The sequence below is a fragment of the Jiella sp. M17.18 genome (assembly GCF_041027365.1).
Classification (GTDB): Bacteria; Pseudomonadota; Alphaproteobacteria; order Rhizobiales; family Rhizobiaceae; genus VKMB-3413.
This window is the reverse complement of record NZ_JBFTEH010000008.1, coordinates 12221-38472: the sequence shown is the minus strand read 5'-3', so window position 1 is coordinate 38472 and position 26252 is coordinate 12221. Positions and strand designations below refer to the sequence as shown.

The following is a 26252-nucleotide window of genomic DNA, read 5'->3' as shown; positions in this document are numbered from 1 at the left end:
CTCGCGAGACGAAAGTCGGATGGGAGTGTCGCGTCAGTCGACCGAGATCAGCGCGGCGGCGACGGCCCGCCCCTCGGAGAGCATGATGTTGAAGGTGCGTACCGCCGCTCCGGTCGACATCGGATCGCAGGCGATACCCGCGCGGCGCAGACGCTCGGACAGGCCGGCAGGCAGGCGCTGGATGTCCTTGCCGGTGCCGTAGAGGAGAAAGCTGATCTCGCCCGCCTCCTCGATCACCTTCTGCAGCCGCTCGCCTGTGAACGGCGCCTCGGCGGTCGCGTCCCAGCCGTAGATGCCCGACGGCAGGCACAGGATCGAGCCGCGATGCGACATGTCCGCGAAGCGGAAGCCGCCATTGCCGTAGGCGGTGATGGGAGCGCGGCCCGGGAAATGGGCCGCGCGGATCTCGATGCCCTTTGCCATGACGGATCAGGCCCGGTTCGCCGCCGCGGGCTCGGTCCCGCTCCGTGCAGCCTCGGCCTCCTCCTTCTTCGCGGCGAAGTCGGCCGGGCGAAGCTTGAAGAGGATCAGGATGGGCGCGGCGACGAAGATCGACGAGCCGGTGCCGATCAGGACGCCGAACAGCATCGACGCCACGAAGGAGCGGATCACCTCGCCGCCGAAGACGAACAGCGCGAAGAGCGCCAGCAGCGTCGTCATCGACGTCATCGTCGTGCGCGACAGCATCTCGTTGTCCGACAGGTCGAGCAGCTGGCCAATCGGCATCTTCTTGAAGCGCCGCAGGTTCTCGCGGACCTTGTCGTAGATGACCACCGTGTCGTTCAGCGAATAGCCGACGATGGTCAGGATCGCCGCGACGGTCGACAGGTTGAACTCCAGCTGCGTCAGGACGAGGAAGCCGAGCGTCAGGATCACGTCGTTGATCGTCGCGATGATCGCGCCCATGGCGAACTGCCACTCGAAGCGGAACCAGACATAGATCAGGATGGCGACGAGCGAGGTCAGGACGCCGATGATCGCCGCCCAGGCGAGCTCGCCGGAGACCGTCGGGCCGACCACCTCGGTGCGGCGGAAGTCATAATCGGCGGACAGCGCCTTCTGCGCCGTGTTGACGACCGCAGCCTGCGAGGCGTCGCCGCCCGAGCCCTGCTTGCCGATGCGGATCAGCGCCTCGTTCGGCGTGCCGAACTCCTGGACCTGGATCCCCTCGACACCGGCTTTGCTCAGGCTCTGCCGGATACCGCCGATGTCGGCATTGCCCGACTTCGCCTGGACCTCGATCAGCGTGCCGCCGGTGAAGTCGATGCCGAAATTCAGGCCGACGACCCCGAGCGAGATCACCGAGGCGAGGCACAGCGCCATGGAGACGCCGAACATCTGCAGGCGGATCTTCATGAACGGGATGCGCGTCACCTCCGGCACCAGCCGGAAATAGCCGCGCGGCAGCTCCTTCGGGCGGCGGCGGCGCACCCATTCCGCCGCCAGCCAGCGCGTCAGCGTGAAGGCGGTGAAGACGGTGGTGACGATGCCGACGGCCAGCGTGACGGCGAAGCCGCGCACCGGACCGGAGCCGAGGAAGAACAGGACGACGGCGGCGATCAGCGTGGTGATGTTGGCGTCGAGGATCGTCGCCAGCGCCTTCTGGAAGCCCGCGTCGATCGACTGGATGACCGTGCGGCCCTGCCGGCGCTCGTCGCGGATGCGCTCGTAGATCAGGACGTTCGAATCGACCGCCATGCCGATCGTCAGCACGATGCCGGCAATGCCCGGCAGCGTCAGGGTCGACCCGAGCACCGTCAGGACGGCGAACAAGAGGATGACGTTCACCGCCAGCGCAATGTTCGCGATCACGCCGAGGAAGCCGTAGGCTCCCAGCATGAACAGGACGACGAAGATCGCGCCGATGATGCCGGCATTCTCACCGGCGGAGATCGAGTCGGCGCCGAGGCCCGGCCCGACGGTCCGCTCCTCGATGATGTTCAGCGTCGCCGGAAGTGCACCGGCACGCAGGAGCACGGCGAGATCGTTGGCGGACTGGACGGTGAAGTTGCCCGAGATCTGCGCCTGGCCGCCGAGGATCGCCTCGCGGATGTTCGGCGCCGACAGCACCTTGTTGTCGAGCACGATGGCGAAGGGCTTGCCGACGTTCTGCTGCGTCACTCGGCCGAAACGCTGGGCGCCCTGGCTGTCGAAGCGGATGTTGACCACCGGCTGGTTGGTCTGCTGGTCGAAGCCGGCCTGCGCGTCGGTCAGGTTCTCGCCGGACACCATCACCTGCTTCTGGACGAGGATGGGCCGCGGCGGGTTGTCGTTGGTGTAGAGGAGCTCGGAACCGGCCGGCGGCCGCGCGCCCTTGGCGACAGCTTCCGGCGACTCCGTCTGGTCGACCAGCCGGAAGGTGAGCTTGGCGGTCTGGTTGAGCAGCGCCTTCAGCCGCTGCGGATCCTTCAGGCCCGGCACCTGGACCATGATGCGGTCCTGGCCTTCGCGCTGGATCACCGGCTCGGTGGTGCCGAGTTCGTCGACGCGGCGGCGAACGACCTCGATCGACTGCGTCACGGCGCTGGAGACGCGGTAGCTGACGCCCTGGTCGGTCAGCGAGGCATTGATGACGCCGGGCTGCGGCTGGCTCACCGCCACCTCGCTCACCGATCCGCCGGTGAGGAGGCCGCCGGAGATCGGCTGCGTAAGATCCTTCAGGGCGGCCTGCGCGGCATCGGCCTGAGAGGGATCGCGCAGCCGCACCGTCACCGTCTGGCCGTTGGCGGCAAGGCCGGTGTAGCCGATATGGGCGTTGCGAAGGTCTTGCCGCACCTCGTCGCGCACGCTCTGCAGCCGGTCGTTCACCAGCGACTGACGGTCGACCTGGAGCAGGATGTAGGAGCCGCCCTGCAGGTCGAGGCCGAGCGTCACCTGCTTTTTCGGAAAGAAGTCGGGCAGCCCCGCGAGGGTCTGCTTGCTGATGACGTTCGGCAGGGCAAGAACGACGCCGGCCACGACCGTCAACCAGATGAGGATCGTCTTCCAGCGCGAGAAATACAGCATGGCGGTCTCGGATCAGATGGCCGCGGCGATGACGCTGCCGGCCTGGCGCGACGGTTGCCCGATCGCAGATGGCCGCGCAGATGCGGCCGAAATGACGTCATTCTAAGGCAGAACGCGACTTTCCCTCAAGGAATCGCCCTCGGGGATGCGGCTACTTGCTGTTCGCCGCAGCCGGCTCGCCCTTCACGCGCACCTCCGTCACCATCGACTGGACGACGCGAACGCGAACCTGATCGGAGATTTGAACCTCCAGCTCGCCGTTGTCCAGCACCTTGGTGACCCGCGCCACGATCCCGCCCCCGGTGATCACCGTGTCGCCGCGCCGAATATTCTTCAGCATGTCCTCGCGCTTCTTCATCGTCGAGCGCTGCGGCCGGATGATGAGGAAGTACATAATCGCGAAGACCGCGATGAACGGAAGCACGCTGATCAGAATCTCGCTTCCGCCGCCGGCAGCACCACCGGCCGTCTGGGCGAAAGCCTCGGACACGAACATTATCGACCTCTCAGGAAATTGGGGGCTTGGGAGCCTTTACGATGTGGGCGGAATATACGATCGGTCCCCCTCAATGCAACAAGCCGCGGAGGCGCCTGTCCCGCAGCGACATTACGATGAGGTCATGCGGATGGATCAGGCCGACTGGAGCAAGCTCGCCGAAACCATGGAGCGGATCGCCGAAAGCCTGGAACGGCTGGCTCCGCCTCCCCCGCCGGCTCCGGATTTCGCCGCCGCCGATGCCTTCGTGTTCGAACCGCCGACGACCCTGAAGCCGGTGCGGAACGTCAACCGCGTGCCGATCGCGCTGCTCAAGGGGATCGAGCGCTCCCGCGACATCCTCTACGACAACACCTGGCGCTTTGCCTGCGGTCTCGCCGCGAACAACGCGCTGTTGTGGGGCGCGCGCGGCATGGGCAAGTCGTCGCTGGTCAAGGCGGTGCAGGCGGCGGTCAACGGCGCCCTGCCCGCCGACGCCCCGCGATTGAAGCTGATCGAGATCCACCGCGAGGACATCGACCACCTGCCGCGCCTGATGGACTTCGTGCGGGCTTCGCAGTCCCGCTTCCTCCTGTTCTGCGACGACCTCTCCTTCGATCAGGGCGATTCGTCCTACAAGTCGCTGAAGGCGGTTCTCGATGGCGGCGTCGAGGGGCGGCCCGCCAACGTCCTGTTCTACGCCACGTCGAACCGGCGCCACCTCCTGCCGCGCGACATGATCGAGAACGAGCGCGCGAGCGCGATCAATCCCGGCGAGGCGGTGGAGGAGAAGGTCTCGCTGTCCGACCGCTTCGGTCTCTGGCTCGGCTTCCACAACTGCAGCCAGGACCAGTATCTCGCGATGATCGAGGGCTATGTCGCGGCTGCCGGCCTGACAGGCGTCGAGGACGCGGGCACGATCCGGCACGAGGCGCTGGAATGGGCGACGACCCGCGGCAGCCGCTCCGGCCGCGTGGCGTTCCAGTTCATACAGGATCTCGCCGGGCGGTTCGGCAGGCCGCTGGAACTGGCGGAATAGGGTCGGACGCCAAAACGACATCGACCCGGTCGCGCCAAGAGGAGCGCGGCCGGGTCGCGTTACGCCTGGAGGTCGGCGTCGGGTCGGGCGGCAAGCCAAGGCCCGGCCGCCGATGGAAAGGGAGCCGCGAGAAGCGGCGCTGGAAGCGCGCCTACTGCAGGTACTTGGTCGGGTCGACCGGCACCGAGTTCTTGCGCACCTCGAAGTGGAGGATCGGCACGTCGGTGGCGCCGGTCATGCCGGACCGGGCGATCTCCTGGCCACGCCGCACCTTGTCGCCGCGCGCGACCTCCAGCTTCTCGGCATTGCCGTAGACCGTCACGAGGCCGTCGTCATGCTTGATGAGGACGGTGTTGCCGAACTCCTTCAGGCCGTCGCCGGCATAGATGACGACGCCGTTCTCGGCCGCCTTGACCGGGGTGCCGCGCGGCACGGAAATGTTGAGGCCGTCATTGCGCCGCCCGTCGACCTTCTCGCCGAAGCGGTTGATGACGCGGCCCTGCACCGGCCAGCGATAGCCGTTGATCCCGGTCGTGCTGGGGGCGATCGCCGCCTCCTGGGTCTCGACCTCCTGCTTGACCGACGATGCGGGAGCCGACGGCTGCGATGCGGCGCTCGCCGACGGGCGCTCGCTCTTCGGCGCGGTCTCGACCTGATGCTGCGGCTCCGGAGCCGGCGCCTCGACATGCTGCGGCCGCCGCTCGGGCGCTGCCGGCGGCTCGTTGCTCGCCACGCGGACCGGCTCGCGGCTCGGGGTCGTGCCGCCCTTCGGGATCGTCAGGCTCTGGCCGACGCGGATCATGTCGCTGTCGAGGCCGTTCGCCCGCTTCAGCTCGGCCACCGAGACGCCGCTGCGCCGGGCGATGCCGGCGAGCGAATCGCCTGACGCCACGGTGACCGTGCCGGAGCCGTGCGAGGGTGCTTCACGCGCCTCGTGCACCGGCTCATGCGACGGCGCCGGCTGATAGGCCGGCCGATCGCGCGGCGCCGCCAGGCGGGCCGCTTCGGCCTGCAGCGTGGTCGGCGGAGCACCGCGGTTCGGGCCGACGTCGCGGGAGGCGCTCGCCGGAACGGTCCGCACCGGCGTCGACTCCGCCGACTGCGTCCGCGACGGGTAGGACTGAGCCGACGGGTAGGACTGAGCCTGCGACGGCGCGCGGCCGTAGCTCGGCGCCGGAGGCGGCGGCAGCATGTGGCTCTGCACCGGCTCGACCGCGGCGCGCTGGTAGGTCGGCGCCGGGGAATCGCCGGGGTTGCCGGACGCGGCGCCGGCGCCCGGATTGGTGCCGTACCGCTGGATGGACCCGGTGTTCATGCCGTCGAGGCTGCCCGGATAGGGCTGGTTTGCGATCGGCTGCGGCGGAACCGCCTGCTGCGGCACGGCGCCCGTGTAGAAGCCGTCGTCGAAGCGCACGGTATCGGCGCTGCACCCCGCCATCAGCCCCGCCACCGCGGCCACACCCACCGACCCGACCAGCTGTCGGCGCACACGGCTCAGCACTTGGAAACGCATCGCAGTCCCTTTGGTACGCAAGAAAGGTATTTGCGCACGATAGAACCGCGTTAATCTTACTGGCTGGTTAAGTCCGGCAGGGCAAACGCGAATTTCCTCCGCCGGGCACGAGAACGCCACAGTTTCGCGACGCCCGCGAAGGCAGGCCGGGAACGACCCGGGCCGGCCCGCGATCCGGTGCCCGGACCGCCGGATCGCGGCGCGGCCTGCCGCTCAGAGGACCTCGGCCTTGCCGAAGGCGAGCGGCTGGTAGCGCACCCGCCCGATCTCCTCGCGCTCGAACCGGCTGCCGACCTTCGAGAGGCGCACCAGCGTCTGCTCGCCGTCGCCCGGCCCGATGGCGCAGATCATCACCGCCTGCGGGCTGAGCTGTTCCAGGAACTGGCGCGGCGGCGCGGGGAAGGCCGCATGGGCGATCACCCGGTGGAACGGGCTCCCGGCGACATAGCCCTCGCGCCCGTCCTCGAAGAAGGACGAGACATTGGTGATGCCGAGCTGCTTGAAACGCTGCGCCGCCCGCTCGACCAGCCGGCGATAGCGGTCGAAGGTCGTCACGTGTAGCGCCGTGCGGGCGAGAAGCGCCGTGACGTAGCCGCTGCCCGTGCCGATCTCCAGCACGCGGTGCTCCGGCTCGACATCGAGCAGCGCTGCGAGCCGGACGGCGGCCAACGCCCCCGGCATGGTCTCGCCGCAGTCGATCGGCGCCGGGCGATCCTCATAGGGGTCGTCGACGTCGACTGGCACGAACATGCGCCGCGGCACCTCGCTCACCGCCTTGAGGAGCGCCTCGGGGATCCGCGGCTGTTCGGCCCCGAGGGTCGCGAGGAAGGCGGCGAGGAGTTCGCGGTCCCGGTTCATCGCGATCATGCAAACAGCGCCGAGAGGCCGTCGCGCAGGTCGTGGGCGGTGAGGTCGAGCTGCAGCGGCGTCACCGAGATGCGCCCAGCCGAGAGCGCCGCGATGTCGGACTGCGCGACCTCGGGCCCTGCCTGACGCCCGAAGAGCAGCCAGTAATAGGGAAAGCCGCGCCCGTCCCGGCGCTCTTCGAGGCCGAGCGAGTAGTCGAGCTTGCCCTGCCGGGTGATCTCCACGCCCTGGACCTCGTTTGGCCCGACGCCGGGGAAGTTGACGTTGACGAGATGGCCCGTCGGCAGGTCGAAGGCGGCGAGCTTCTCGATCAGCGCCGGACCATGACGCTCCGCCGTCGCCCACTCCGCCTGCCGCCTGCCGCCGGGGCTGAAGGCCTGGCTGAGAGCGATCGACCTGACCCCGAGCATCGCCCCTTCGATGGCGCCCGCGACCGTGCCGGAATAGGTGATGTCGTCGCAGATGTTCTGGCCCGCGTTGACGCCGGACAGGACGAGGTCCGGCGGGCTCTCCATCAGCCGCTTCACCGCCATGATGACACAGTCGGTGGGCGTGCCGGAAAGGGCGAAGCGCTTGTCCCCGACCTCCCGCAGCCGCAGCGGCGAGGACAGCGAGAGCGAGTGCGACAGGCCGCTCTGGTCGGTCTCCGGCGCGACGATCCACACGTCGTCGGAGAGAGTGCGCGCGATCCGCTCCAGCACGCCCAGACCCTCGGCATGGATGCCGTCGTCATTGGTGAGGAGTATCCGCATCAACCCGCGATCCGCTCCAGGCCGCCCATATAGGGTCGCAGGACCTCCGGCACGGTGATCGAGCCGTCGGCGTTCTGATAATTCTCCATCACGGCGATCAGAGCGCGGCCGACGGCAGTGCCCGAGCCGTTGAGCGTATGGACGAAGCGCTGCGCCTTCTCGCCCTCCTTGCGGTAGCGCGCGCCCATGCGCCGCGCCTGGAAGTCGCCGCAGACCGAGCAGCTGGAGATTTCGCGATAGGCACCCTGCCCCGGCAGCCAGACCTCGATGTCATAGGTCTTGCGCGCGCCGAAGCCCATGTCGCCGGTGCACAGGACGACGGTCCGGAACGGAAGGCCGAGCCGCTTCAGCACCTCTTCGGCGCAGGCGGTCATCCGCTCGTGTTCGTCGATCGAGGCCTCGTCCGAGGTGATCGAGACGAGCTCGACCTTGTAGAACTGGTGCTGCCGCAGCATCCCGCGGGTGTCTCGCCCCGCCGAGCCCGCCTCGGAGCGGAAGCACGGCGTCAGCGCGGTGAAGCGCAGCGGCAGCTCCGCCTCGTCCAGCGTCGCCTCGCGCACCAGATTGGTGAGCGGCACCTCGGCGGTCGGGATGAGGTAACGGCCGTCCGTGGTCTTGAAGAGGTCCTCCTCGAACTTCGGCAGCTGGTTGGTGCCGAACAGGGCTTCCGGCCTGACGAGGATCGGCGCCACCACCTCCTGATAGCCATGCTCGCCTGTGTGGAGGTCGAGCATGAACTGACCGAGGGCACGGTCGAGCCGCGCGAGCTGTCCGCGGAGAATCGTGAACCGGGCGCCGGAGATCTTGCCGGCCTGCTCGAAGTCCATCAGCCCGAGGGCTTCGCCGAGCTCGTAATGCTCCTTGGGGGCGAAGCCGAAGTCAGGCGGCGTGCCGACGCGCCGAACCTCGACATTGGCGGTCTCGTCCGGACCTTCCGGCACGTCGTCCAGCGGAACGTTTGGCAGCCTCGCGAGCGCGTCCTCGAGTTCGGCGTCGATCCGCCGCTCGGTCTCCTCGCCCGCCTGGATGTCCGCCTTGATCTCGGCGACCTCGGCGATCAGCGCCTCGGCGCGGGCATTGTCGCCCGAGCCTTTCGCCTTGCCGATCTCCTTCGAGGCGTCGTTGCGCCGGCTCTGCAGCTCCTGAAGACGCTTCAGATGGTCCCGGCGCGCCTCGTCGAGCTTGATCAGGTCGATCGCGGCGGGCGCGGCGCCGCGCTTGCGCAGCGCTTCATCCAGCCTGCCAGGATTGTCGCGTATCCACTTGATGTCGAGCATGATGTCCCCGTCTCCGACCGAGTGGCAGCCGGAGACGTCACGATCGCGTCAGGCCTCGGTGTCGGCCTCGCTCTCGGCGAGCTCTTCCGCCCGTTTCTTCTCGATCATCCGTGCCGCAATGATCGAAATCTCGTAGAGAAGGATCGTCGGCAGGGCAAGGCCGATCTGGGACATGGGATCGGGCGGCGTCAGCACCGCCGCGGCGATGAAGGCAAGCACGATCGCGTATTTGCGCTTCGAGGCGAGCCCCGCCGCCGAGACGATGCCGACCCGCACCAGGAGCGAGGTCACCACGGGCAGCTGGAAGACCATGCCGAAGGCGAAGATCAGCGTCATGATCAGCGACAGATACTCGCTGACCCGCGGCAGCAGCTGGATCGCGACACGCCCGTCCGCTCCCGTCTGCTGCATCGACAGGAAGAACCACATCACCATCGGGGTGAAGAAGAAATAGACCAGCAGCGCGCCCATGATGAACAGGATCGGCGTCGCCACCAGGAACGGCAGGAAGGCGTGCCGCTCGTTCTTGTAGAGCCCCGGCGCGACGAACTTGTAGATCTGCGACGCGATGATGGGAAAGGCGAGGAAGAAGCCGCCGAACGCCGCGATCTTCACCTGGGTGAAGAAGAATTCCTGCGGCGCGGTGTAGATCAGCTCGACCTGGCGGTTGTCGACGCCGGCCCAATGGGTTGCCGTCTGATACGGAACCACCAGGATGTTGAAGATCGGCTTGGCGAAGAAGAAGCAGATCAGGAACGCGCCGAAGAAGCCGACGATGCACCAGATCAGCCGCGTGCGGAGCTCGATCAGGTGCTCGATCAGCGGCGCGGACGACGCTTCGATGTCCGTCTCGGCCCGGCTCACGCCACACCTTCCCGCTTCTGGCCAAGGGAGGCATCGCTCGTCGCCACCTCGGCCGGCGCAGGTTCGCTGTCCGCCACGGGGGCTGCCTTATCCTCGGCGTTCGGGCCCGCGGGTGCTTCGGCTCCATTCGCGACCGCCGGCATCTCGGCGGCAGCCGGCTCAGACGCCTCCGCCACCTTCGCTTCGCCCGTCGTCAGCGTGTCCGTGTTGGCCGGGATCCGGGGTTCCGGCGCCTTGGCGGCGGCGGCGAGCGAGGAGCGGATCTCGTCGCCGATCGCGCGCATCGGGTTCATCGCGTCGCGCACGGTGCGCCGGGGATCGAGATTGCGGATTTCGTCGACGCTCGACCGCACGTCGTCGAGTTCGGCCTCCTGGAGGGCCTCGTCGAACTGCCGGCGGAACTCCCCCGCCATCGCGCGAAGCTGCTTGGTCGTGCGGCCGAAGGTCCGCAACATGCCGGGCAGATCCTTGGGCCCCACGACGACCACGAGCACCACCGCGATCACCAGGAGTTCCGACCAACCTATGTCGAACATCGAACTGTCTCAGATGCGAATGCCGGACGCGCGGACGCGTGGGTACCGGCCATACCCGCGCGCCAGAAGCCGTTCCGAATCAGCCGACCGACTTTTCGGTCTTGACGTCGTGCACCACGACGTCGCCGTCGTTGTGTTCCAGCGAACGGCGCTCGCGAACCGTCGTCGTCTCGGGCTCGTCGTCCGCCATGCCCTTCTTGAAGTTCTTGATGCCCTTGGCGACGTCGCCCATCAGGTCGGGAATCTTGCCGCGACCGAACAGGAGCAGCAAGACGGCGAGGACGATGAGCCAATGCCAGATGCTGAAACTACCCATATCACTTCTCCATCGAAGGCGAGAGACCTCCGCCTCCCTATAGCTAGCGATCGCTCGCTGCCCTTTCAAACACGATACCGCCTTTCGGATCAACGGAAACGACGGTACCCGCCCCAATCTTCTCGGGTTTGTGCATCGGAGCGTCGATCGGGCGGAAGGCGACAAGCCCTCGCGCCCCTGTTCGCCGCGCCGACCTGCGGGACGACTCTCGTCGGAGCGCCGCGCGTCGAGGGAGGGGACGGCAAAGCGGTACGCCCGGATCATGGCGGACTTGCGGCCCGGCGGGAGCTGCCGCGCCTCTAACCAGTTGGCAGACTAGCGAAAATTGCGCCTGAGGCAAAGTGTGCCGTCAGCCGAGGCGGGACATCAGCTCGTGATATTCGCGGCGCAGCTCCTCGTCGCCGCCAGGCAGGCTCTGCGGCGAGATCGCGCCTTCCGCTGCCCGCGCCCGCCGCTCCGCATCCCCCGCGAGCGGCTGGCAGGCGCGTGCGACATGCCGCATCTCCTCCATGTCGCCATTGCAGTGGAGAACGACGTCGCAGCCCGCGGTCAGCGCACGCCGGCTGAGGTCGAAAAGGTCGCCGGACAGCGCCTTCATCGACATGTCGTCGCTCATCAGGAGGCCGTCGAAGCCGATCTCGCTGCGGATGACGTCGCCGATGACGATCGGCGACAGCGTCGCCGGGCGGGTCGGATCGATGTCGCTGTAGAGGATGTGCGCGGTCATCGCCGCGGGCAAGCCGGCGAGCGCCTTGAAGGGGACGAAGTCGGTCCGCGCCAGCTCGTTTCGCGACGCCCGGACCACCGGCAGCGCCAGATGGCTATCGGCGTTGCCCCGGCCGTGGCCCGGCATGTGCTTCATGACCGGCAGCAGCCCGCCCGCCGCCAGCCCGTCGGCGACCGCACGGCCGAGCGTCGCGACGACCTCGGGATCGGTCCCGTAGGCGCGGCTTCCGATTACCGAGTCGGCCCCCTCCACGGGGACGTCGAGGCAGGGCACGCAGTCCGCGTTGATGCCGTAGCGGGTGAGATCCTCCGCCAGCAGCCGCCCGTGCAGCCAGGCGGCGCGCTCGCCCGCCGCCGGATCGACGGCATGGAGGCGCCCGATCGACTCGGCCGGCGGATAGTCCGGGGCCAGCGGCGGACGCAGCCGCTGGACCCGGCCGCCTTCCTGATCGACGAAGATGGGCGTCGTCGCACGCCCGCCCAGATCACGCAATTCGGCGACGAGATCGCGGACCTGCGACCCGGAAGAGATGTTGCGCGCGAAAAGGATGTAGCCCCAGGGCCGCTCGTCCGCGAAGAAGGCGCGCTCCTCGGCGGTCAAGGCGTGTCCCGACGGCGCCGCGATGAAGGACTTCGAACTGCTCACCCTGACCTCACCCGACCGGCGCGGCGCACCGCAAGAGCCGTGCCGCATGCCGGGATCCGCCTCCGGCCGCGCGCATTCGGCGCTCGGCCGGCAGCAGATCCGCAGCCACTCCCCTTAGCGCGAAACGAAGCAGCTGCCGCCGGCCGACTTCAGCGAGCCGCACAGGCTGGAGGCCTCGTCCTTGGACGCCGCGGCGACGCGCACCCGGTAATAGGTGCCCTTGCCCGGAATCTCGGCCGACAGGATCACCATCTTGTGCCCGCCGAGCACGGAGGCAAACTTCTGTCCGAGCCGCTGCGACGACTTCTGCGCCAGAGGCTCGGTCGGCTGCGAGGAGATCTGCACGTAATAGCCGTTCGTCTCGGTCACGACCGGGGTCGGCCCGCTCGCCGACGGCGCCGCGGAACTATCCGGGAGCGACGCGGTCCGAACCGGATCGGCCGCCGTACGCTCCGGCGTCGGCGAAACCTTTGCGGGCGTCGCGGCCGGCTCCTCGGGAGCGGCGGACGCCACCTCGACAGGAGCGGGCATCGCCGGGCGCAAGGTCGGCACGGGCATGTTCGGCGCCGGCTGCCCGACGATCGGTTTCGTCTCGGCCGCGACGGCCGTCTCCGCCTGAGCGGCCGCCACCTGCGGCTGCCCGTCGCTCGACGACTCGATCGCCACGGGACGCGCCGAAGCCTGGATCAGCGCGCCGTTGTTGCGCAGCGCGTCCATCGCCTCGCCCGAAGCGCTGTCGACCTCGGCAAGCGTTCCGTCCGGGCGGACTGTCAGGGTCTTCACCCGGCGCGGCGCGAGACCCGGCATCGGCTGTTCGCTCGCGGACGCATCCGCGACCTGGACGGGCGCGGTCCCGGTCTCGGCGGCATTCGCCTGCCGGATCGGTCCGCCCACCTCGACGCCCGGGAGGTCGGACGGGTCGGGTCCGCGCTCCGGCGGCGCGACCGGCAGGTCGATCGGCTTTTCCTCGGCCTTCAGCAGCTTCGGCTGCGAGGGCACGAGATCGGCCGAGGCGCTTTCGACGCGCTGGTAGACCGCCTTGTTCTGGTTCGGAATATCCCTGCCGCCCGGATCGGTCGGCTTGACCTTCACCGGATCCTTGTCGGCCTGCACGATCAGCACGCCGCCATTGCCGGCGAGCGGGGACGAACCGGTCAGCAGCGAATAGCCGCCATAGCCGACCGCGAGAACCGCGACGACGGCACCGAGCGCCACACCGGAGCCGAGCGGACGCTTCGGCCGCAATGCCGCGGCGGCCCGACTGGCGCGACGGACCGCCCCGTCGTCACCGGCCTCGGCACCCTCGGCTTCGGACGCCCAGCGCCCCTGCCCGTCGGGAAGGCTGCGAGCGGCCTCGAGGTAATCGTCATGATCGTCCTGCGGCTGCCAGAGCGATTCGTACTCGGGCTCGGCCTCCGGCTCGGCGGCGACCGGCGCCTGCTTCATCGCCGCGAGCTCGCTGGCGATCAGGTCGTCGAAATCGTCGAACACCTTGCCGGCCGGAGCGGCCACGGGCTGCTCCGGCATGCGCGCCGGCGCAAAGGGCTCGGCACGATGAATCATTGTCTCGCGCGGATTGGCGGGCGCCGACAGGCCAAGCAGCGCCGTCTCGATTTCCTCGTCGAACACGCCGGCGAGCCCGGACGCCGAGCCCGCGCGCTTCTTCGACGACGGGACCGCAGCCTCGGCTGCCGGGCCGGCCGCTAAAGCCACACCTTGCGTCCGCGACGCATCCTGCGGAACCTCGTCCCCCATGGCGACGGCGAATTCCTCGGCGAAACCAGCCGAGATGTCGCCATCCACATCAAGCGCCGCAGCGAGCGCCGTCGCGTCTTCGCTGGCGAATTCGGCCCCGACCGACGGCTCGGAGGCACTGTGACCGGCAGTCGAAGGCCGCTCCGCCGCCGAAACCCCCGACCCACCGCGCGACTCGCCGGCCTGCGGCGACAGGCGGGCCTGATTCTCTACATGCGACACCGGCCGCGGCAAAGCTTCCAGCGGCTCGTCCAGCAGCCTGGCGAGTTCCTCGAACGGATCGTCGAGATCGGCTGAAGCCGGCCCAGCGTTCCCGCTGCCCGAGCCCGTCAAGTCTCTCATCGACATGAGCACCCCGTCATTCCCCTCAGCGGGGGCAAGCCCCCGATCTCCACATCCACCGCTAGGAGAGGAAATTGACCAAAGCGTGGTGGTTTATCGCATTTCTTCCGGTGCGTCGGCTCCGATCAGGTCGAGTCCAGTCGCAAGAACGATTGCGACAGCCTTCACCAAACCGAGGCGAGCACGAGTCATCATCGGCTGATCAGGGTTAACAAACCGTAAGTCCGGCAAGTCTTTTCCGCGGTTGTACTGGCCGTGGAAGGCCGAGGCGAGGTCGTAGAGGTAGAAGGCGAGCCGGTGCGGCTCTTTCGCCTCCGCCGCCGCCAGGATGAGCCGGGGAAACTCCGCCAGCTTGCGGACGAGGGCCAGTTCCCCCTCGTCCGACAGGCCCGCGAGGTCTTCGGCTGCCAGGGCGGAGAAGTCCGGCAGTTCGAGCCCCACCTCGAGCGCCTGTCGGAAGATCGCCGCGGCGCGGGCATGGGCGTACTGCACGTAGAATACCGGATTGTCCTTCGACTGCTCCGTCACCTTCTGGAAGTCGAAGTCCAGCGGGGCGTCGCTCTTGCGATAGAGCATCATGAAGCGGACCGGATCGCGGCCCACCTCCTCGACCACGTCGGCGAGCGTGACGAAGTCGCCGGAGCGCTTCGACATCTTCACCGGCTCGCCGTTGCGATAGAGCTTCACGAGCTGGCAGAGCACGACGTCGATCGTGGCCTTGTCGCCGGCGACGGCGCGCGCGACGGCCTCGAGCCGCTTCACGTAGCCGCCGTGATCGGCGCCGAGGACGTAGACCATCTCCTGGAAGCCGCGCTCGAACTTGTCGCGGAAATAGGCGACGTCGGCGGCGAAGTAGGTATAGGCGCCGTTCGACTTGATCAGCGGCCGGTCCTGGTCGTCGCCGACCTCCGTGGAGCGCAGCAGCGTCTGCTCGCGATCCTCCCAGTCCTCCGGCAGCTGGCCTTTCGGCGGCGGCAGCGAGCCCTGATAGACGAAGCCGCGTTCGCGCAGCGCCTCGATGGTCTCGGCGATCTTGCCGCCGCCGGCGGCGTGCAGCGTGCGCTCGGAGAAGAACACGTCCTGCTCGACGCCGAGGAGCTTCAGGTCGGCGCGGATCATTTCCATCATCGCGGCGATGGCGCGGTCACGGACCGGCGGCAGCCATTCTTCCTCCGGCAGCGATGCCAGGCGGTCGCCGAACTCGGCCTTCAGCGCTTCGCCGACCGGCTTCAGATAGTCGCCGGGATAGAGCCCGGCCGGGATCTCGCCGATCGTCTCCCCCAGCGCCTCCCGGTAGCGCAGGAAGACGGAGCGGGCGAGCACGGTGATCTGCTCGCCGGCGTCGTTGATGTAGTATTCCTTGGTGACGTCCGCGCCGGCGAAATCGAGGAGCGCCGCGATGACGTCGCCGACCACCGCGCCGCGCGTATGGCCGACATGCATCGGCCCGGTCGGATTGGCCGAGACGTATTCGACGTTGATCTTGCGTCCGGTGCGCGGCCCACGGCCGTATGCGGGCCCTTCGGACAGGACCGCCAACAGATGGGCGATCCAGAAGGCCGGCGCGAGGCGCAGGTTGATGAAGCCCGGCCCCGCCACCTCCGCGGCCGCGACGTCGGGATCGGCCGCGAGCCGGTCGGCCAGTGCCGAGGCGAGGTCGCGCGGCTTGCGGCCGAGCGGCTTCGCCAGCACCATCGCGGCGTTTGTCGCCAGATCTCCATGCGCGGCGTCGCGCGGGGGCTCGACGGTGATGCGCGAGAGGTCCACGCCCGCCATTTCCTCTGACGGAACAATTGCCTCTACCGCCGTCTTCACCCGGTTTTCGAAGTCGGCAAAGATGTTCATGATGATCCTCGACTGGTGCGACCGGGAAGGCCGGAGACGCTTGAAACCTGCTTCCGCGGTGATGCGGCCGAGCGACGCCCTGTCGCGGCGCGCCGCCGGTTGTCACCTGTTGCGCAATGCGACGCGAGAGCCCGCCTCCCGCAGCCGTCGTCGTCGCCGAGCCTGGAAGGCTCGGCGGCTAACGCAATTGCGGCACCACGTCAAACAGCCGCTGATATTCCGCGAGCGCATAGGTGTCGGTCATTCCCGAGAGATAGTCGGCGACACGCCGCGCGCGCTTCTCGACCGGCAGGCGTGCCATGGCGTCCGGCCATTCGCCGGGCATCAGTTCCGGCCGCTCCATGAACCGGGCGAACAGTTCCTCGACCAGGCGCTCGGCGCGGCGCATCACCTGCATGACGCTCTCGCAGCGATAGACCCGCGCGAAGAGGAAGCGCTGCGTCTGCTTCACCGCGTCCTGCATGACGGGAGAGAAGGCGATCATCGGCCGCTGCGCCGCCCGCACCGCGTCCGCGTCCTTCGGCGCGAGTTCCCCGATCGCACCGGCGGAGGTCACGATCACATCCTCGACCAGCCGCGTGATGTGGCGGCGCATGATCTCGTGGACGGTGCGACTCTCGTCAAGTGCCGGATAGGCGGCCCGCACATCGGCCAGGATGGACCCCGCGAGTTCCAGTTCGGCGAGATCGTCCAGCCGGATCAGCCCCGCCCTCAGCCCGTCGTCGAGATCGTGGGTGTTGTAGGCGATGTCGTCGGAAATCGCCGCCGCCTGCGCCTCGAGCCCGGCGAAGGTGGCGAGGCCCAGCGGGAACAGCGCGTCGAAGTCGGCGATCGGCCGTGGAACCGGTTCGCCCGCGCGGGCATGCGGGCCGATCAGGGGGCCGTTGTGCTTGACGAGGCCTTCCAGCGTCTCCCAGGAAAGGTTCAGCCCGTCAAACTCGGCATAGCGGCGCTCCAGCGCCGTGACGATGCGGAGCGACTGCGCATTGTGATCGAATCCGCCGAAGTCGGCCATGCAGCGGTCGAGCGCGCGCTCGCCGGCATGGCCGAAGGGCGTGTGGCCGAAATCGTGGACCAGCGCCACCGCCTCGGTCAGGTCCTCGTCGAGCATCAGCGCCCGCGCAAACGCCCGGGCGATCTGCGAGACCTCGATCGTATGCGTCAGCCGTGTCCGGTAGTGGTCGCCCTCATAGGGCACGAAGACCTGCGTCTTGTGCTTCAGCCGGCGGAAGGCGGTGGAGTGGACGATGCGGTCGCGGTCGCGCTCGAACGGCGTGCGGGTCGGACTCGGCGATTCCGCAAACAGCCGTCCGCGCGAGCGCTCCGGCTGCGCGGCGTACCGCGCCCGCTGGCGCAGCGAGGTCCCAAGTCCCGCTAGGATCGTCTCGTCCATCCGGCTCCGCGCTCCCGCTCGCTTACCGTCCGGGCCGCTTCCCGCCCGGCCGGCGCCCGACCCGGCATATCCGCACCCGATTGACCGGCCGCTCCGCCGTCCATACTTAAGCGCGTGGATACGAACAAGGAGCGGCGCCGCCGGAAGGCCGGGCGCCGACATGCCGATGAGCGATACCGCGACCCGTCCCGTTACACTTTCCGACAGCGCCGCCCAGCGCATCCGGAGCGTGCTCGCCAAGGCCGAGGGCGCCGAGGCGCTGCGCATCTCGGTGGAAGGCGGCGGCTGCTCCGGCTTTTCCTACAAATACGATCTGACGAAGGACCGCGAGGACGACGACCTCGTCATCGAGAAGGACGGGGCACGCGTGCTGATCGACCAGGTCTCACTCGCCTATCTGGAAGGCGCGGTGGTGGACTTCGTCGACGACCTGATGGGCCAGTCGTTCCAGATCCGCAATCCGAACGCCGTCGCCTCCTGCGGCTGCGGCACCTCGTTCTCGATCTGACCGGCGGCAGGGCATGCTCGTCGCCACCTGGAACATCAACGGCATCAAGGCCCGCATCGACGCGCTGACGGCGTGGCTCGAGGCCCGCCAGCCGGACATCGTCTGCCTGCAGGAGATCAAGAGCCAGGCCGACTCTTTTCCGCGCGCTCCCATCGAGGCGCTCGGCTACCACGTCGAGACGCATGGCCAGAAGGGATTCAACGGCGTCGCGCTCCTGTCGAAGGAGAAGCCGTCCGAGGTGATCTGCCGCCTTCCGGGCGACGAGAACGACGACCATTCGCGCTTCGTCGAAGGCGTCTGGCAGGTGGGCGCGCGCCGGCTGCGGGTCGCCTCGCTGTATCTGCCGAACGGCAATCCGATCGGCACCGAGAAATTCACCTACAAGCTGGCCTGGATGGAGCGGCTGATCGCGCATGCGCAGACGCTGCTCGAAAGTGAGGACGACCTGATCCTCGCCGGCGACTACAACGTCATCCCCGATCCGATCGACGTCGCCAACCCTGAGAACTGGCTGTCCGACGCGCTGTTCCAGCCGGAATCGCGCGAGGCCTTCCGCCGGCTGATCCATCTCGGCTTCGCCGACGCGGTGCGCGCGACGACGGACGCCGCCAAGACCTATACGTTCTGGGACTATCAGGCCGGCGCCTGGCAGAAGAACAACGGCATCCGCATCGACCACGTTCTGCTCTCGCCCGAGGCGCAGGAGCGCTTCGTCTCGGCGGGCATCGACAGCCATGTGCGCGGCTGGGAGAAGCCGTCGGACCACGTGCCGGTGGTGGTCGAACTCCGGCACTGACCGCCGACGGCCCGCGGGCGCGACCGGCATCCGTCAAGGTCAAGCCGGGGGCTCAAGCCCGGCCTCATCGTGAGTGCCGATTGCGACCGCCGGGCCCGTCTCGGAAGACTGGGCTACTGGTTGCTCGCGGTCGCCGTGGCAGTGGCAGTGGCAGTGGCAGTGGCAGTGGCAGTCACCGTCGCGGTCGCAGCAGCCGTCGCCGTCGCGCCGGCGGCGGGCACCGCCGCCGCCAGCTGCTGCTCGGCGGAGAGCTGGGCCAGCCGCCGGTCCTTCTCCGATGCCACCGAGAATGCCGCCTCCTGCAGCGGACGGATCCACTCCTGGTCCTTCGGGCCGGCCTGCTTCAGCGCCATGGTCAACAGCGCGAGGCCCCGCACCGGCTCCGGCCTCATGGCGATCTTCTGCCCGTCGAACAGCAGCGAGCCGAGCAGCGCCTCGGCGCCGACATGGCCCTTCCCGGCCGCGAGCTTCAGCCAGCGCGCCGCCTGGCGCGGATTGGCGCGACCGCCCTCCCCGTTGATCAGCATGCGGCCGAGCTGGAACTGCGCGTCGGCGTCGCCGAAATAGGAGGCGGCGTGGAAGTAGAACTGCCGCGCGCGGGGCAGATCGACCGCCACCGGGCTGTTCGGGATGCCGGTCCTGAGATAGTTGGCGAGCGCAACGATGGCGCTGGCGACATAGGCGGCGTTGGCATAGCCGTTCGAGTCGTCGTCCTGGTCGCGCACGATCTGCTCGAAGATCTTGAACGCCTCGTAGTCGTTCTCCGGCACGCCGTCGCCCTGGGCGTACATCTGGCCGAGCTTCCAGCGCGCGCCGGCATGCCCCTTGTCGGCGGCGTAGCGCAGCGCCTCGAAGGCCTCCAGCTTCTCGCCGCGCTGATAGGCCTTGTAGCCGAAGGAGAACAGCTGGAGCGGCGTCGCGTCAGGATCGACCTTGGCGGCCGGATCGAGGGCCGAGGTCACGCCGGTGGTCGATGCGAGCAGACCCGCAGCGAGCGAAACAGTCAGGAGCAGGCTAGAAATCCGCATGGCAGTGCTTTTCCGCGACGCCGCCCGGACCCCTCACCGCGCCAATACAAGCGGTGCCGGCCTGCTGCGTGTAGATCCGGAAGCTCCCCGCCCGGGGAGCTTTCCCCTTCGACCGTAAGGTGGCCGATTCCCATTCCATTTCGGTCTCGCCGTTTCCGGCATCAATCGGGCCGGACCCGGCAGCGGCATGCGCCGATCCCGCCGTCGCCAGACGGATCGGCAGGCGCTGACAGTGCATCGCGTGCGCGATCATGATCGTTCCTCGTCCCGCTCGCCGATTCTGTCGCCGGCTCTTTGCATCTGCTTCCGAGGTGACGTCGTTTTGTGGCGGCAAGGGGGCGCTTCGGCCTGTCGACGACAGTAGACGATGCAAGCTTGCAATAGTGTTGCCGGAAATCTACAGGGCGAAAATCGCGTTGCGGCTGCGGAACATAAGGGCGAAACGCAACCGCGCCCGGCCGGTCCGGCCGAGCGCGCAGAGGGTCTGTCCGAAGCTGCGATGCGGCGGAGCCGCCCGACGGTCGGATCAGAAGGTCAGCTTGAGCGAGGCGTTCAGCGCCCAGACGAAGTCGCCGCCGACCTTGCCGTCGAAATAGGCGCCGTCGGAGATCTTCTGCTCGCCCGCCGTCCAGTAGCCGACGAGGCCGCCGAACCGCAGCTCGCTCCACTTGTTGTTCTTGAACGAGACGCCGCCGGCGAGCGTGTAGAGGTCGGTGTAGGTGGTCTCGGAGCCCGTCGAGACGCCGCGGTCGTAGCCGAGGCTCACCGCGCCGGAGACCTTGTCGGTGAAGGCATGGCCCAGACCCACAATGCCCGTGTAGCCGTCCCGCCAGTGATAGGGGGCATAGGACGAGGACTTGATGCCGTAGGTCGTGTTCGAGATCGAGCTGATGCTGACGTCGTTGGTCGACCAGTCGGTCCACCGAAACGCGCCGAGCAGCAGCCAGCCCGGCGCGATGCCGGTCTGTGCCTTGATGTCCACGTACTGCGGGCTGGTCGCCTCGCTCAGCTTGGAGTCCACCGGCACGACCGTTCCTGCGGGCAGTCCCGGAATGATCGAGCTGAGGAAGGTGACTGAGCCGTCGCCCGTCACGTCATCATGATGGACCTGCGAGCGATACATGGCCTGGACTCGCAGCGCGTATTCCGGGATCTCGTAGGCGGCGCCGATCCTGAAGCCGGCTTTGTAACCGCCACGACTGTCGACATCGATGCGGGTCGAGGCGACCGGGAATGGAACACCCGGAGCAGCATAGCTCGTGCCGAGGCTGGTCCCCTTGAACTGGAAGTCCTCCATGAACACCCCGCCGAGGAGGCTGTAGCGTCCCGAGGAGGCGGCGTAGCTGAGGCGGCAGGTCAGGCCGATCTCTTCCGAATCGAAGGACAGCTTCTGCGTCCGTGCAACCGAACCGGCCGTTGCGAAATTCAACCGGTCGGCGGTCGAGCCGCTCTGCGTCGAACTCACCTGCATCGGCAGGGCTCCGCCCGGCGAACCGGAATAATCCGCCTCCGCCCCAAACGACTGGGTTGCCGTGCCCGCGCACCCAGCGACGTCGTTGCCGAGCGAGATGGCGAAGTTGGGGATGGCGTAGTCCCCGGTATAGTTCGAGAAGTTGCCGCTTTGGCCGGCGATCGACGTAAATCCGCGCTGCGGATCGACGTAGGTCATGCCGGCCTTCATGTTCACTGTGCCGGGCTCGAACAGGATGTCGGTGTCGGGCATGCCTCGCTGGAAACCGCCGGCCGACGCGACCGACGGCAGGACCAGCGGAGCGAGTGCCGCTGCAATCGCGATCTTGGTAATGCTTCTCATCAATTCCCCCCAACGCTTGCCCCGGCCGCCATTCCCCCCTGGGGCGGCCATTGACGTAAGCGTAAATCAGAGTTCTCGCGAAAAACATGCATTCGCAAGCCTGCTCGGGGCTTGGGGAAACCGGGCATCCGCCGGTCAGAACGACGTCGGCATGCCGCAAGGCAGAGACGGCGTCAGCGGATTCAATGCCTTAGCGAGAGGTCCGCCGGCGGCGGCAAAAACAGCCGCGCGAGCGCCCGCATCTTTGCGATGCGAATCGCTGCGGCTGTGTAACAATTCTGCGACAAATAAGGCGGTTGCGCCCCGTCGTAGCGAGACCCGGAGCGCCTCCGAGAGGCGCTGCAGGAGCAGCGGCGTCGCCGCCGGCCGCCTTGCCTGTGGCGGAGCCGGCCGGCAGGCGACTCGCGTTCAGCTCAGGCTTTCGAGCGCCGCAGCGAGCTTTTCGCCCTCCAGCCGATAGGCTTCCCGCTTGGCCCGCTCCTCGTTGACGACCTCTTCAGGCGCGTTGGCGACGAACTTCTCGTTGGCGAGCTTCTTGTCGATTCGCGCGATCTCGCCGAGCGCCTTCTGATGCGCCTTGGTCAGTCGCGCCCGCTCCGCAGCGATGTCGATCATCCCCTTGAGGGGCAGCGCGAAGGTGACGCCGGCGACGACGATCTGGGCCGACTGGGCCGGCGGGCTGTCCGCCGATTCGACACCGCCGAGGCGTGCAAGCCGCTGCAGCGCCGCCGCATGCCGCTCGATTCGCGCCAGCGTCTGCGGGTCCGCCTGGATCGCCAGGAGCGAGGCCGTGGCCCCCGCCGGCACGTTCATCTCGGCGCGCACCGAGCGGACCGCGCTGACGAGGTCGATCAGCCAGTTGATGTCGTCGGCGGCGTCGGCATCGGCAAAGTCGAGCGCCGGCCACTCGGCATGGCACAGGAGGCCCGGCCGGCTCTCCACGGTCGTCGCCCAGAGCTCTTCGGTCACGAAGGGCATGAAGGGATGCAGCAGCGCGTAGATCCGGTCGAGCACGAAGCCCATCACCCGCCGCACCTCGTCCGCCGCGGCCTGATCCTCGCCCATCAGCGTCGGCTTGGCCAGCTCGACATACCAGTCGCAGAAGAGGTTCCAGACGAAGCGGTAGAGCGTCGCTGCCGCATCGTTGAAGCGATAGGTCTGAAGCGCCGCGTTCGTCTCGGCGATGGCACGGCCGAGTTCGGTGACGATCCAGCGGTTCAGCGGCTGGGTCAGCGCGGCGGGATCGACGGCGACGCCATGGACGGCGCCGTTCATCTCGGCGAAGCGCGTGGCGTTCCACAGCTTGGTGCCGAAGTTGCGGTAGCCGGCGATTCGCTGCGGGTCGAGCTTCACGTCGCGCCCCTGCGCCGCCATGATCGCCAGCGTGAAGCGCAGGGCGTCCGCGCCATACTCGTCGATGAGGTCGAGCGGGTCGACGACATTGCCCTTCGACTTCGACATCTTGGCGCCGTTCTTGTCGCGGACGAGCGCATGGACGTAGACGGTCGCGAACGGCGCCGCGTCCATGAATTCCAGGCCCATCATCATCATCCTGGCGACCCAGAAGAAGATGATGTCGAAGCCGGTGACGAGGACGGAGGTCGGGTAGTAGGTCTTCAGCTCCGGCGTCTCGTCCGGCCAGCCGAGCGTCGAGAACGGCCAGAGCGCCGAGGAGAACCAGGTGTCGAGCACGTCCTCGTCGCGCCAGATGCGGACGACGCCGTCCTGGCGGCCCGCCGCGTCCCGCGCATCCTCGGCGATCCCGACCTCCGCGCCGTAGTAGTCCGCGGCAGCGGCAAGCGCATCGGCCTCCGAACGCGCGACGAAGGTCTCCGTCTCCAGCGGCTGATCCGCAGCGGGCGCGCCGCCGCCGATCCCGGTGCCCGTCCCGGAGCTCCGCTTCGGCCCGTACCAAGCCGGAATGCGGTGGCCCCACCAGAGCTGGCGCGAGATGCACCAGGGCTCGATGTTCTCCATCCACTGGAAATAGGTCTTCGACCAGTTCTCCGGCACGAACCTGGTGCGCCCGTCGCGCACCGCAGCGATCGCCGGCTCGGCCAGCGTCTTGGCGTCGGCGAACCACTGGTCGGTCAGCATCGGCTCGATGACGACGCCGGAGCGGTCGCCGAAGGGCTGCATGATCGGCTTGTCCTCGACCTTGATCATCAGGCCTTCGGCGTCGATCTCGGCGACCACCTTCTCGCGCGCCTCGAAGCGGTCAAGGCCGCGATACTCGTCGGGCACAAGGTTGATCGCATCGACCACCGCCGGCGCCGGCAGGGAGCCGGACTGAACGATCTCCGCCGCCCGCGCGGCCGCCTCGGCATAGGGCGCGCCATCGGAGCGCATCGCGCCGCGCGTGTCCATCAGCCGGTACATCGGAATGCCGCCGCGCTTGGCGACCTGGTAGTCGTTGAAGTCGTGCGCGCCGGTGATCTTCACCGCGCCCGAGCCGAAATCCATGTCCGGATATTCGTCGGTGATGATCGGGATCAGCCGGCGGTGCTCCTTCGGCCCGACCGGGATCTCGCAGAGCTTGCCGACGATCGGCCGGTAGCGCTCGTCGTCCGGATGCACCGCCACCGCGCCGTCGCCGAGCATGGTCTCCGGACGGGTCGTCGCGATCGAGATGTAGTCGCGGGTCTCGCGCAGGATCTCGTTCCCGTCAGCATCCTTCTCGACATATTCGTAGGTCTCGCCGCCCGCCAGCGGATACTTGAAGTGCCACATATGGCCGGCGGTCTCGCGATTCTCGACTTCCAGGTCGGAGATCGCGGTCTCGAACTTCGGGTCCCAGTTGACCAGCCGCTTGTCCTTGTAGATCAGGCCCTTGCGGTAGAGTTCGACGAAGACGTGGAGGACCGCCCTGGACAGGCCCTCGTCCATGGTGAAGCGCTCGCGCGACCAGTCGCAGGAGGCGCCGAGCCGCCTCAGCTGACCGGAGATCGCGCCGCCGGATTCGGCCTTCCACTTCCAGACGCGCTCGATGAAGCCCTCGCGGCCGAGTTGGCGTCGCGTGACGTTCTCGCCGGACGCCGCCATCTGCCGCTCGACGACCATCTGCGTCGCGATGCCGGCGTGATCCAGCCCCGGCTGCCACAGCACGTTCTTGCCGCGCATGCGCTCGAAGCGCACGAGGATGTCCTGCAGCGTGTCGTTCAGCGCATGCCCCATATGGAGCGAGCCGGTGACATTGGGCGGCGGAATGACGATCGAGAACGGTTCGGCGCCGTCCTTGGCCCCGGCGCCGGCGGCAAAGGCGTTTGCCTGATCCCAGCGGGCGGCGATGCGCGGCTCGATGGCGGCGGCGTCGTAGGTCTTGTCGATCATGATTGTCCAGAAGGCGATTGCTTGCGTCGCCATCCGGTTAGCGCCTCCGTTTCGGCGCTGTCAACGAAGTGCCGCGCCGTCGCCTCCGTCACGGCGGCAGCCGAGGCGGGCGAGCCGGCCCCGGCCGATGCAGCCCGAGCGACGCAGTCCGCGGGGCAAGCCCGCGCGGCAGGCGCTTGCGATCAGCGCGCGCCGCCGCGGGCGACCCGCTCGATCTCTTCGCGCACCAGCCGCTCGACCATGCGCGGCAGGTTGTCGTCGAGCCATTCCTGCAGCATCGGCCGCAGCATTTCCCGCACGATGCCATCGACATCGCGCAGATGCTCCTCGCGGATCGTCGCGGCGAGGCTGGAGAAGGAGGCAGCGACCCGCGCCCCGGCCTCCTGCGAGATCAGGGCATGAGCGACCCGTACCGGCTCGTCGGCCGCGTCGAGGAGCGCCTCGTCCGACAGGTCCTGAACCGCCTCGGCGTCAAAGTCCTCCCCGGTCTCCTCCGGCTCGACCTCAGCCTCCGGCTCGACGTCCGGAGCATCGATCAGCCCGGCCTTGCCGAGCAGCTCCGTCGCAAATTCCTGCTCGTCGAACTCCGCCAGAAAGGCGTCGGCGCCGCTACCGGCCGGCCGATCGTTCGCGGCGACCGCGGACGGCCATTCCGGCAACTCGGCCGCCGGCTCGGCGCTGCGCCGGATCGCATGCGGCGTGTTCGCAGAGACCCGCGCCACCGTCTCGCGCGGCGATTCTCCCTGTGGCTCCGGCATCTGTTCCGGCTCGGCCGGCTTCACCTGAGAGGCTGCGGCGAGCGAAACGGCCCGCAGGCGCGCCACCGACAGGTCCGTCTCACCCGCGGCCATCGCGGCCATGCCGTCTTCGCCCGTCACCTGCGCCCGCGTTTCTCCCTGCTCGGCCAACGCCGCCGGAGGCCATGCCGCACGCGGCCGCGCCTGCGGCTGGGCCGCCGGGGCAGCAAGACCGGTCATCGCTGCACGTCCGTCCGCCTGCGGCGCAGGCCGAATCGATTCCGCCTCGGGCGATGTCGCCGGTGAGACGAGGCCGGGAGCGGCCTCGGCAGCCTTGCCGGCCGCTTGCTCCGCCTGCTGGGGCATGGCCCGCACGGTTGCGGACGCATGCCCGGCACCGACCGACGCGCCGCCCGAAGCAGCCGCACCGGCCTTGCCGAGCCTGTCGTCACCGCTCTCGATGATCCGTCTGATCGAGGCCAGGATCTCGTCCATGGACTGTTCCCGGACCGGCAGGGCATTGCTCATTCGGCGCTCCCGCAAATTACGCGACAGGAAGGCCCTACCGCTCGAATCATGCGCGAAGCCTAAGTCGGAAGTTGCGGCGCGGGAATCCCGGACGGCGGCGAAACGGAATTTTCACCAATTTCTTTCAGGCGGCGCCACGACAAGCCGCCCGATTCGGGGT

The 26252-nt window shown here is 68.3% G+C and carries 22 protein-coding genes; 3 read left to right on the top strand and 19 right to left on the bottom strand.

What is annotated here, in order from left to right; all coding sequences use genetic code 11:
• Nucleotides 1-33 precede the first annotated feature (33 nt).
• The 3 genes from AB5S17_RS15460 to yajC form a co-directional block, all read right to left on the bottom strand.
• A complete protein-coding gene (locus AB5S17_RS15460; protein ID WP_369240925.1) occupies nt 34-423 on the bottom strand; it encodes an Mth938-like domain-containing protein in 390 nt (129 codons plus the stop codon).
• A 6-nt stretch (nt 424-429) separates the two neighbouring features.
• A complete protein-coding gene (secDF, locus tag AB5S17_RS15455; RefSeq protein WP_369240923.1) occupies nt 430-3006 on the bottom strand; it encodes a protein translocase subunit SecDF in 2577 nt (858 codons plus the stop codon).
• Nucleotides 3007-3157: 151 nt separating this feature from the next.
• Nucleotides 3158-3502, bottom strand: coding sequence for a preprotein translocase subunit YajC (gene yajC, locus AB5S17_RS15450; protein WP_369240921.1), 345 nt, complete (start codon nt 3500-3502; stop codon nt 3158-3160).
• A gap of 130 nt (nt 3503-3632) precedes the next feature.
• Here yajC and AB5S17_RS15445 point away from each other — a divergent pair, with 130 nt between their 5' ends.
• Nucleotides 3633-4520 (top strand): ATP-binding protein, encoded by an 888-nt coding sequence (locus AB5S17_RS15445; RefSeq protein WP_369241318.1) that lies wholly within the window; start codon nt 3633-3635, stop codon nt 4518-4520.
• A 151-nt stretch (nt 4521-4671) separates the two neighbouring features.
• Here the strand turns inward: AB5S17_RS15445 and AB5S17_RS15440 are convergent, their stop codons facing one another.
• The 11 genes from AB5S17_RS15440 to AB5S17_RS15390 form a co-directional block, all read right to left on the bottom strand.
• The gene (locus AB5S17_RS15440; protein WP_369240919.1) at nt 4672-6033 is read right to left on the bottom strand and encodes a peptidoglycan DD-metalloendopeptidase family protein; all 1362 of its coding nucleotides are present in this window, start codon (nt 6031-6033) and stop codon (nt 4672-4674) included.
• Between the two features lie 213 nt (nt 6034-6246).
• Nucleotides 6247-6900, bottom strand: coding sequence for a protein-L-isoaspartate(D-aspartate) O-methyltransferase (locus AB5S17_RS15435; RefSeq protein ID WP_369240917.1), 654 nt, complete (start codon nt 6898-6900; stop codon nt 6247-6249).
• On the bottom strand, nt 6897-7652 hold the full coding sequence (gene surE, locus AB5S17_RS15430; RefSeq protein ID WP_369240915.1) for a 5'/3'-nucleotidase SurE: 756 nt from the start codon (nt 7650-7652) through the stop codon (nt 6897-6899). Before surE ends, AB5S17_RS15435 begins: the two co-directional genes overlap by 4 nt.
• A complete protein-coding gene (gene serS, locus AB5S17_RS15425; protein ID WP_369240913.1) occupies nt 7652-8929 on the bottom strand; it encodes a serine--tRNA ligase in 1278 nt (425 codons plus the stop codon). The genes surE and serS overlap by 1 nt, the downstream gene beginning before the upstream one ends.
• 48 nt (nt 8930-8977) lie before the next feature.
• Nucleotides 8978-9793: a twin-arginine translocase subunit TatC gene (tatC, locus tag AB5S17_RS15420; RefSeq protein WP_369240911.1), complete on the bottom strand. Its 816-nt coding sequence runs from the start codon at nt 9791-9793 to the stop codon at nt 8978-8980.
• Complete coding sequence (tatB, locus tag AB5S17_RS15415; RefSeq protein ID WP_369240909.1) at nt 9790-10329, bottom strand: Sec-independent protein translocase protein TatB; 540 nt, start codon at nt 10327-10329, stop codon at nt 9790-9792. The genes tatC and tatB overlap by 4 nt, the downstream gene beginning before the upstream one ends.
• A gap of 79 nt (nt 10330-10408) precedes the next feature.
• Nucleotides 10409-10645: a twin-arginine translocase TatA/TatE family subunit gene (locus AB5S17_RS15410; RefSeq protein WP_369240907.1), complete on the bottom strand. Its 237-nt coding sequence runs from the start codon at nt 10643-10645 to the stop codon at nt 10409-10411.
• A gap of 349 nt (nt 10646-10994) precedes the next feature.
• Nucleotides 10995-12017, bottom strand: a complete 1023-nt coding sequence (gene nagZ, locus AB5S17_RS15405) for a beta-N-acetylhexosaminidase (RefSeq protein WP_369240905.1) — start codon at nt 12015-12017, stop codon at nt 10995-10997.
• A gap of 114 nt (nt 12018-12131) precedes the next feature.
• A complete protein-coding gene (locus tag AB5S17_RS15400) occupies nt 12132-14114 on the bottom strand; it encodes an SPOR domain-containing protein (protein WP_369240903.1) in 1983 nt (660 codons plus the stop codon).
• Between the two features lie 93 nt (nt 14115-14207).
• On the bottom strand, nt 14208-15959 hold the full coding sequence (gene argS / locus AB5S17_RS15395; protein WP_369240901.1) for an arginine--tRNA ligase: 1752 nt from the start codon (nt 15957-15959) through the stop codon (nt 14208-14210).
• A 178-nt stretch (nt 15960-16137) separates the two neighbouring features.
• On the bottom strand, nt 16138-17352 hold the full coding sequence (locus AB5S17_RS15390) for a deoxyguanosinetriphosphate triphosphohydrolase (RefSeq protein ID WP_369240899.1): 1215 nt from the start codon (nt 17350-17352) through the stop codon (nt 16138-16140).
• Nucleotides 17353-17518: 166 nt separating this feature from the next.
• Between AB5S17_RS15390 and erpA the strand changes: the two genes are divergently transcribed.
• Both erpA and xth read left to right on the top strand, forming a co-directional pair.
• Complete coding sequence (gene erpA, locus AB5S17_RS15385) at nt 17519-17860, top strand: iron-sulfur cluster insertion protein ErpA (RefSeq protein ID WP_369240897.1); 342 nt, start codon at nt 17519-17521, stop codon at nt 17858-17860.
• A gap of 13 nt (nt 17861-17873) precedes the next feature.
• Nucleotides 17874-18656, top strand: coding sequence for an exodeoxyribonuclease III (xth, locus tag AB5S17_RS15380; protein ID WP_369240895.1), 783 nt, complete (start codon nt 17874-17876; stop codon nt 18654-18656).
• Nucleotides 18657-18769: 113 nt separating this feature from the next.
• Here xth and AB5S17_RS15375 read toward each other — a convergent pair whose 3' ends face one another.
• The 5 genes from AB5S17_RS15375 to AB5S17_RS15355 form a co-directional block, all read right to left on the bottom strand.
• Entirely contained in the window at nt 18770-19684 is a 915-nt protein-coding gene (locus AB5S17_RS15375; RefSeq protein ID WP_369240893.1) for a tetratricopeptide repeat protein, read from the bottom strand.
• Nucleotides 19671-19937: a hypothetical protein gene (locus tag AB5S17_RS15370; RefSeq protein WP_369240891.1), complete on the bottom strand. Its 267-nt coding sequence runs from the start codon at nt 19935-19937 to the stop codon at nt 19671-19673. The genes AB5S17_RS15375 and AB5S17_RS15370 overlap by 14 nt, the downstream gene beginning before the upstream one ends.
• 273 nt (nt 19938-20210) lie before the next feature.
• Nucleotides 20211-21497 carry a long-chain fatty acid transporter gene (locus AB5S17_RS15365; RefSeq protein ID WP_369240889.1) on the bottom strand — a complete coding sequence of 429 codons (1287 nt, stop codon included), beginning with the start codon at nt 21495-21497 and terminating at the stop codon, nt 20211-20213.
• A 408-nt stretch (nt 21498-21905) separates the two neighbouring features.
• Nucleotides 21906-24827 carry a valine--tRNA ligase gene (locus AB5S17_RS15360; protein ID WP_369241316.1) on the bottom strand — a complete coding sequence of 974 codons (2922 nt, stop codon included), beginning with the start codon at nt 24825-24827 and terminating at the stop codon, nt 21906-21908.
• Nucleotides 24828-25009: 182 nt separating this feature from the next.
• Nucleotides 25010-26092: a DUF2497 domain-containing protein gene (locus AB5S17_RS15355; protein ID WP_369240887.1), complete on the bottom strand. Its 1083-nt coding sequence runs from the start codon at nt 26090-26092 to the stop codon at nt 25010-25012.
• Between the last annotated feature and the right edge of the window lie 160 nt (nt 26093-26252).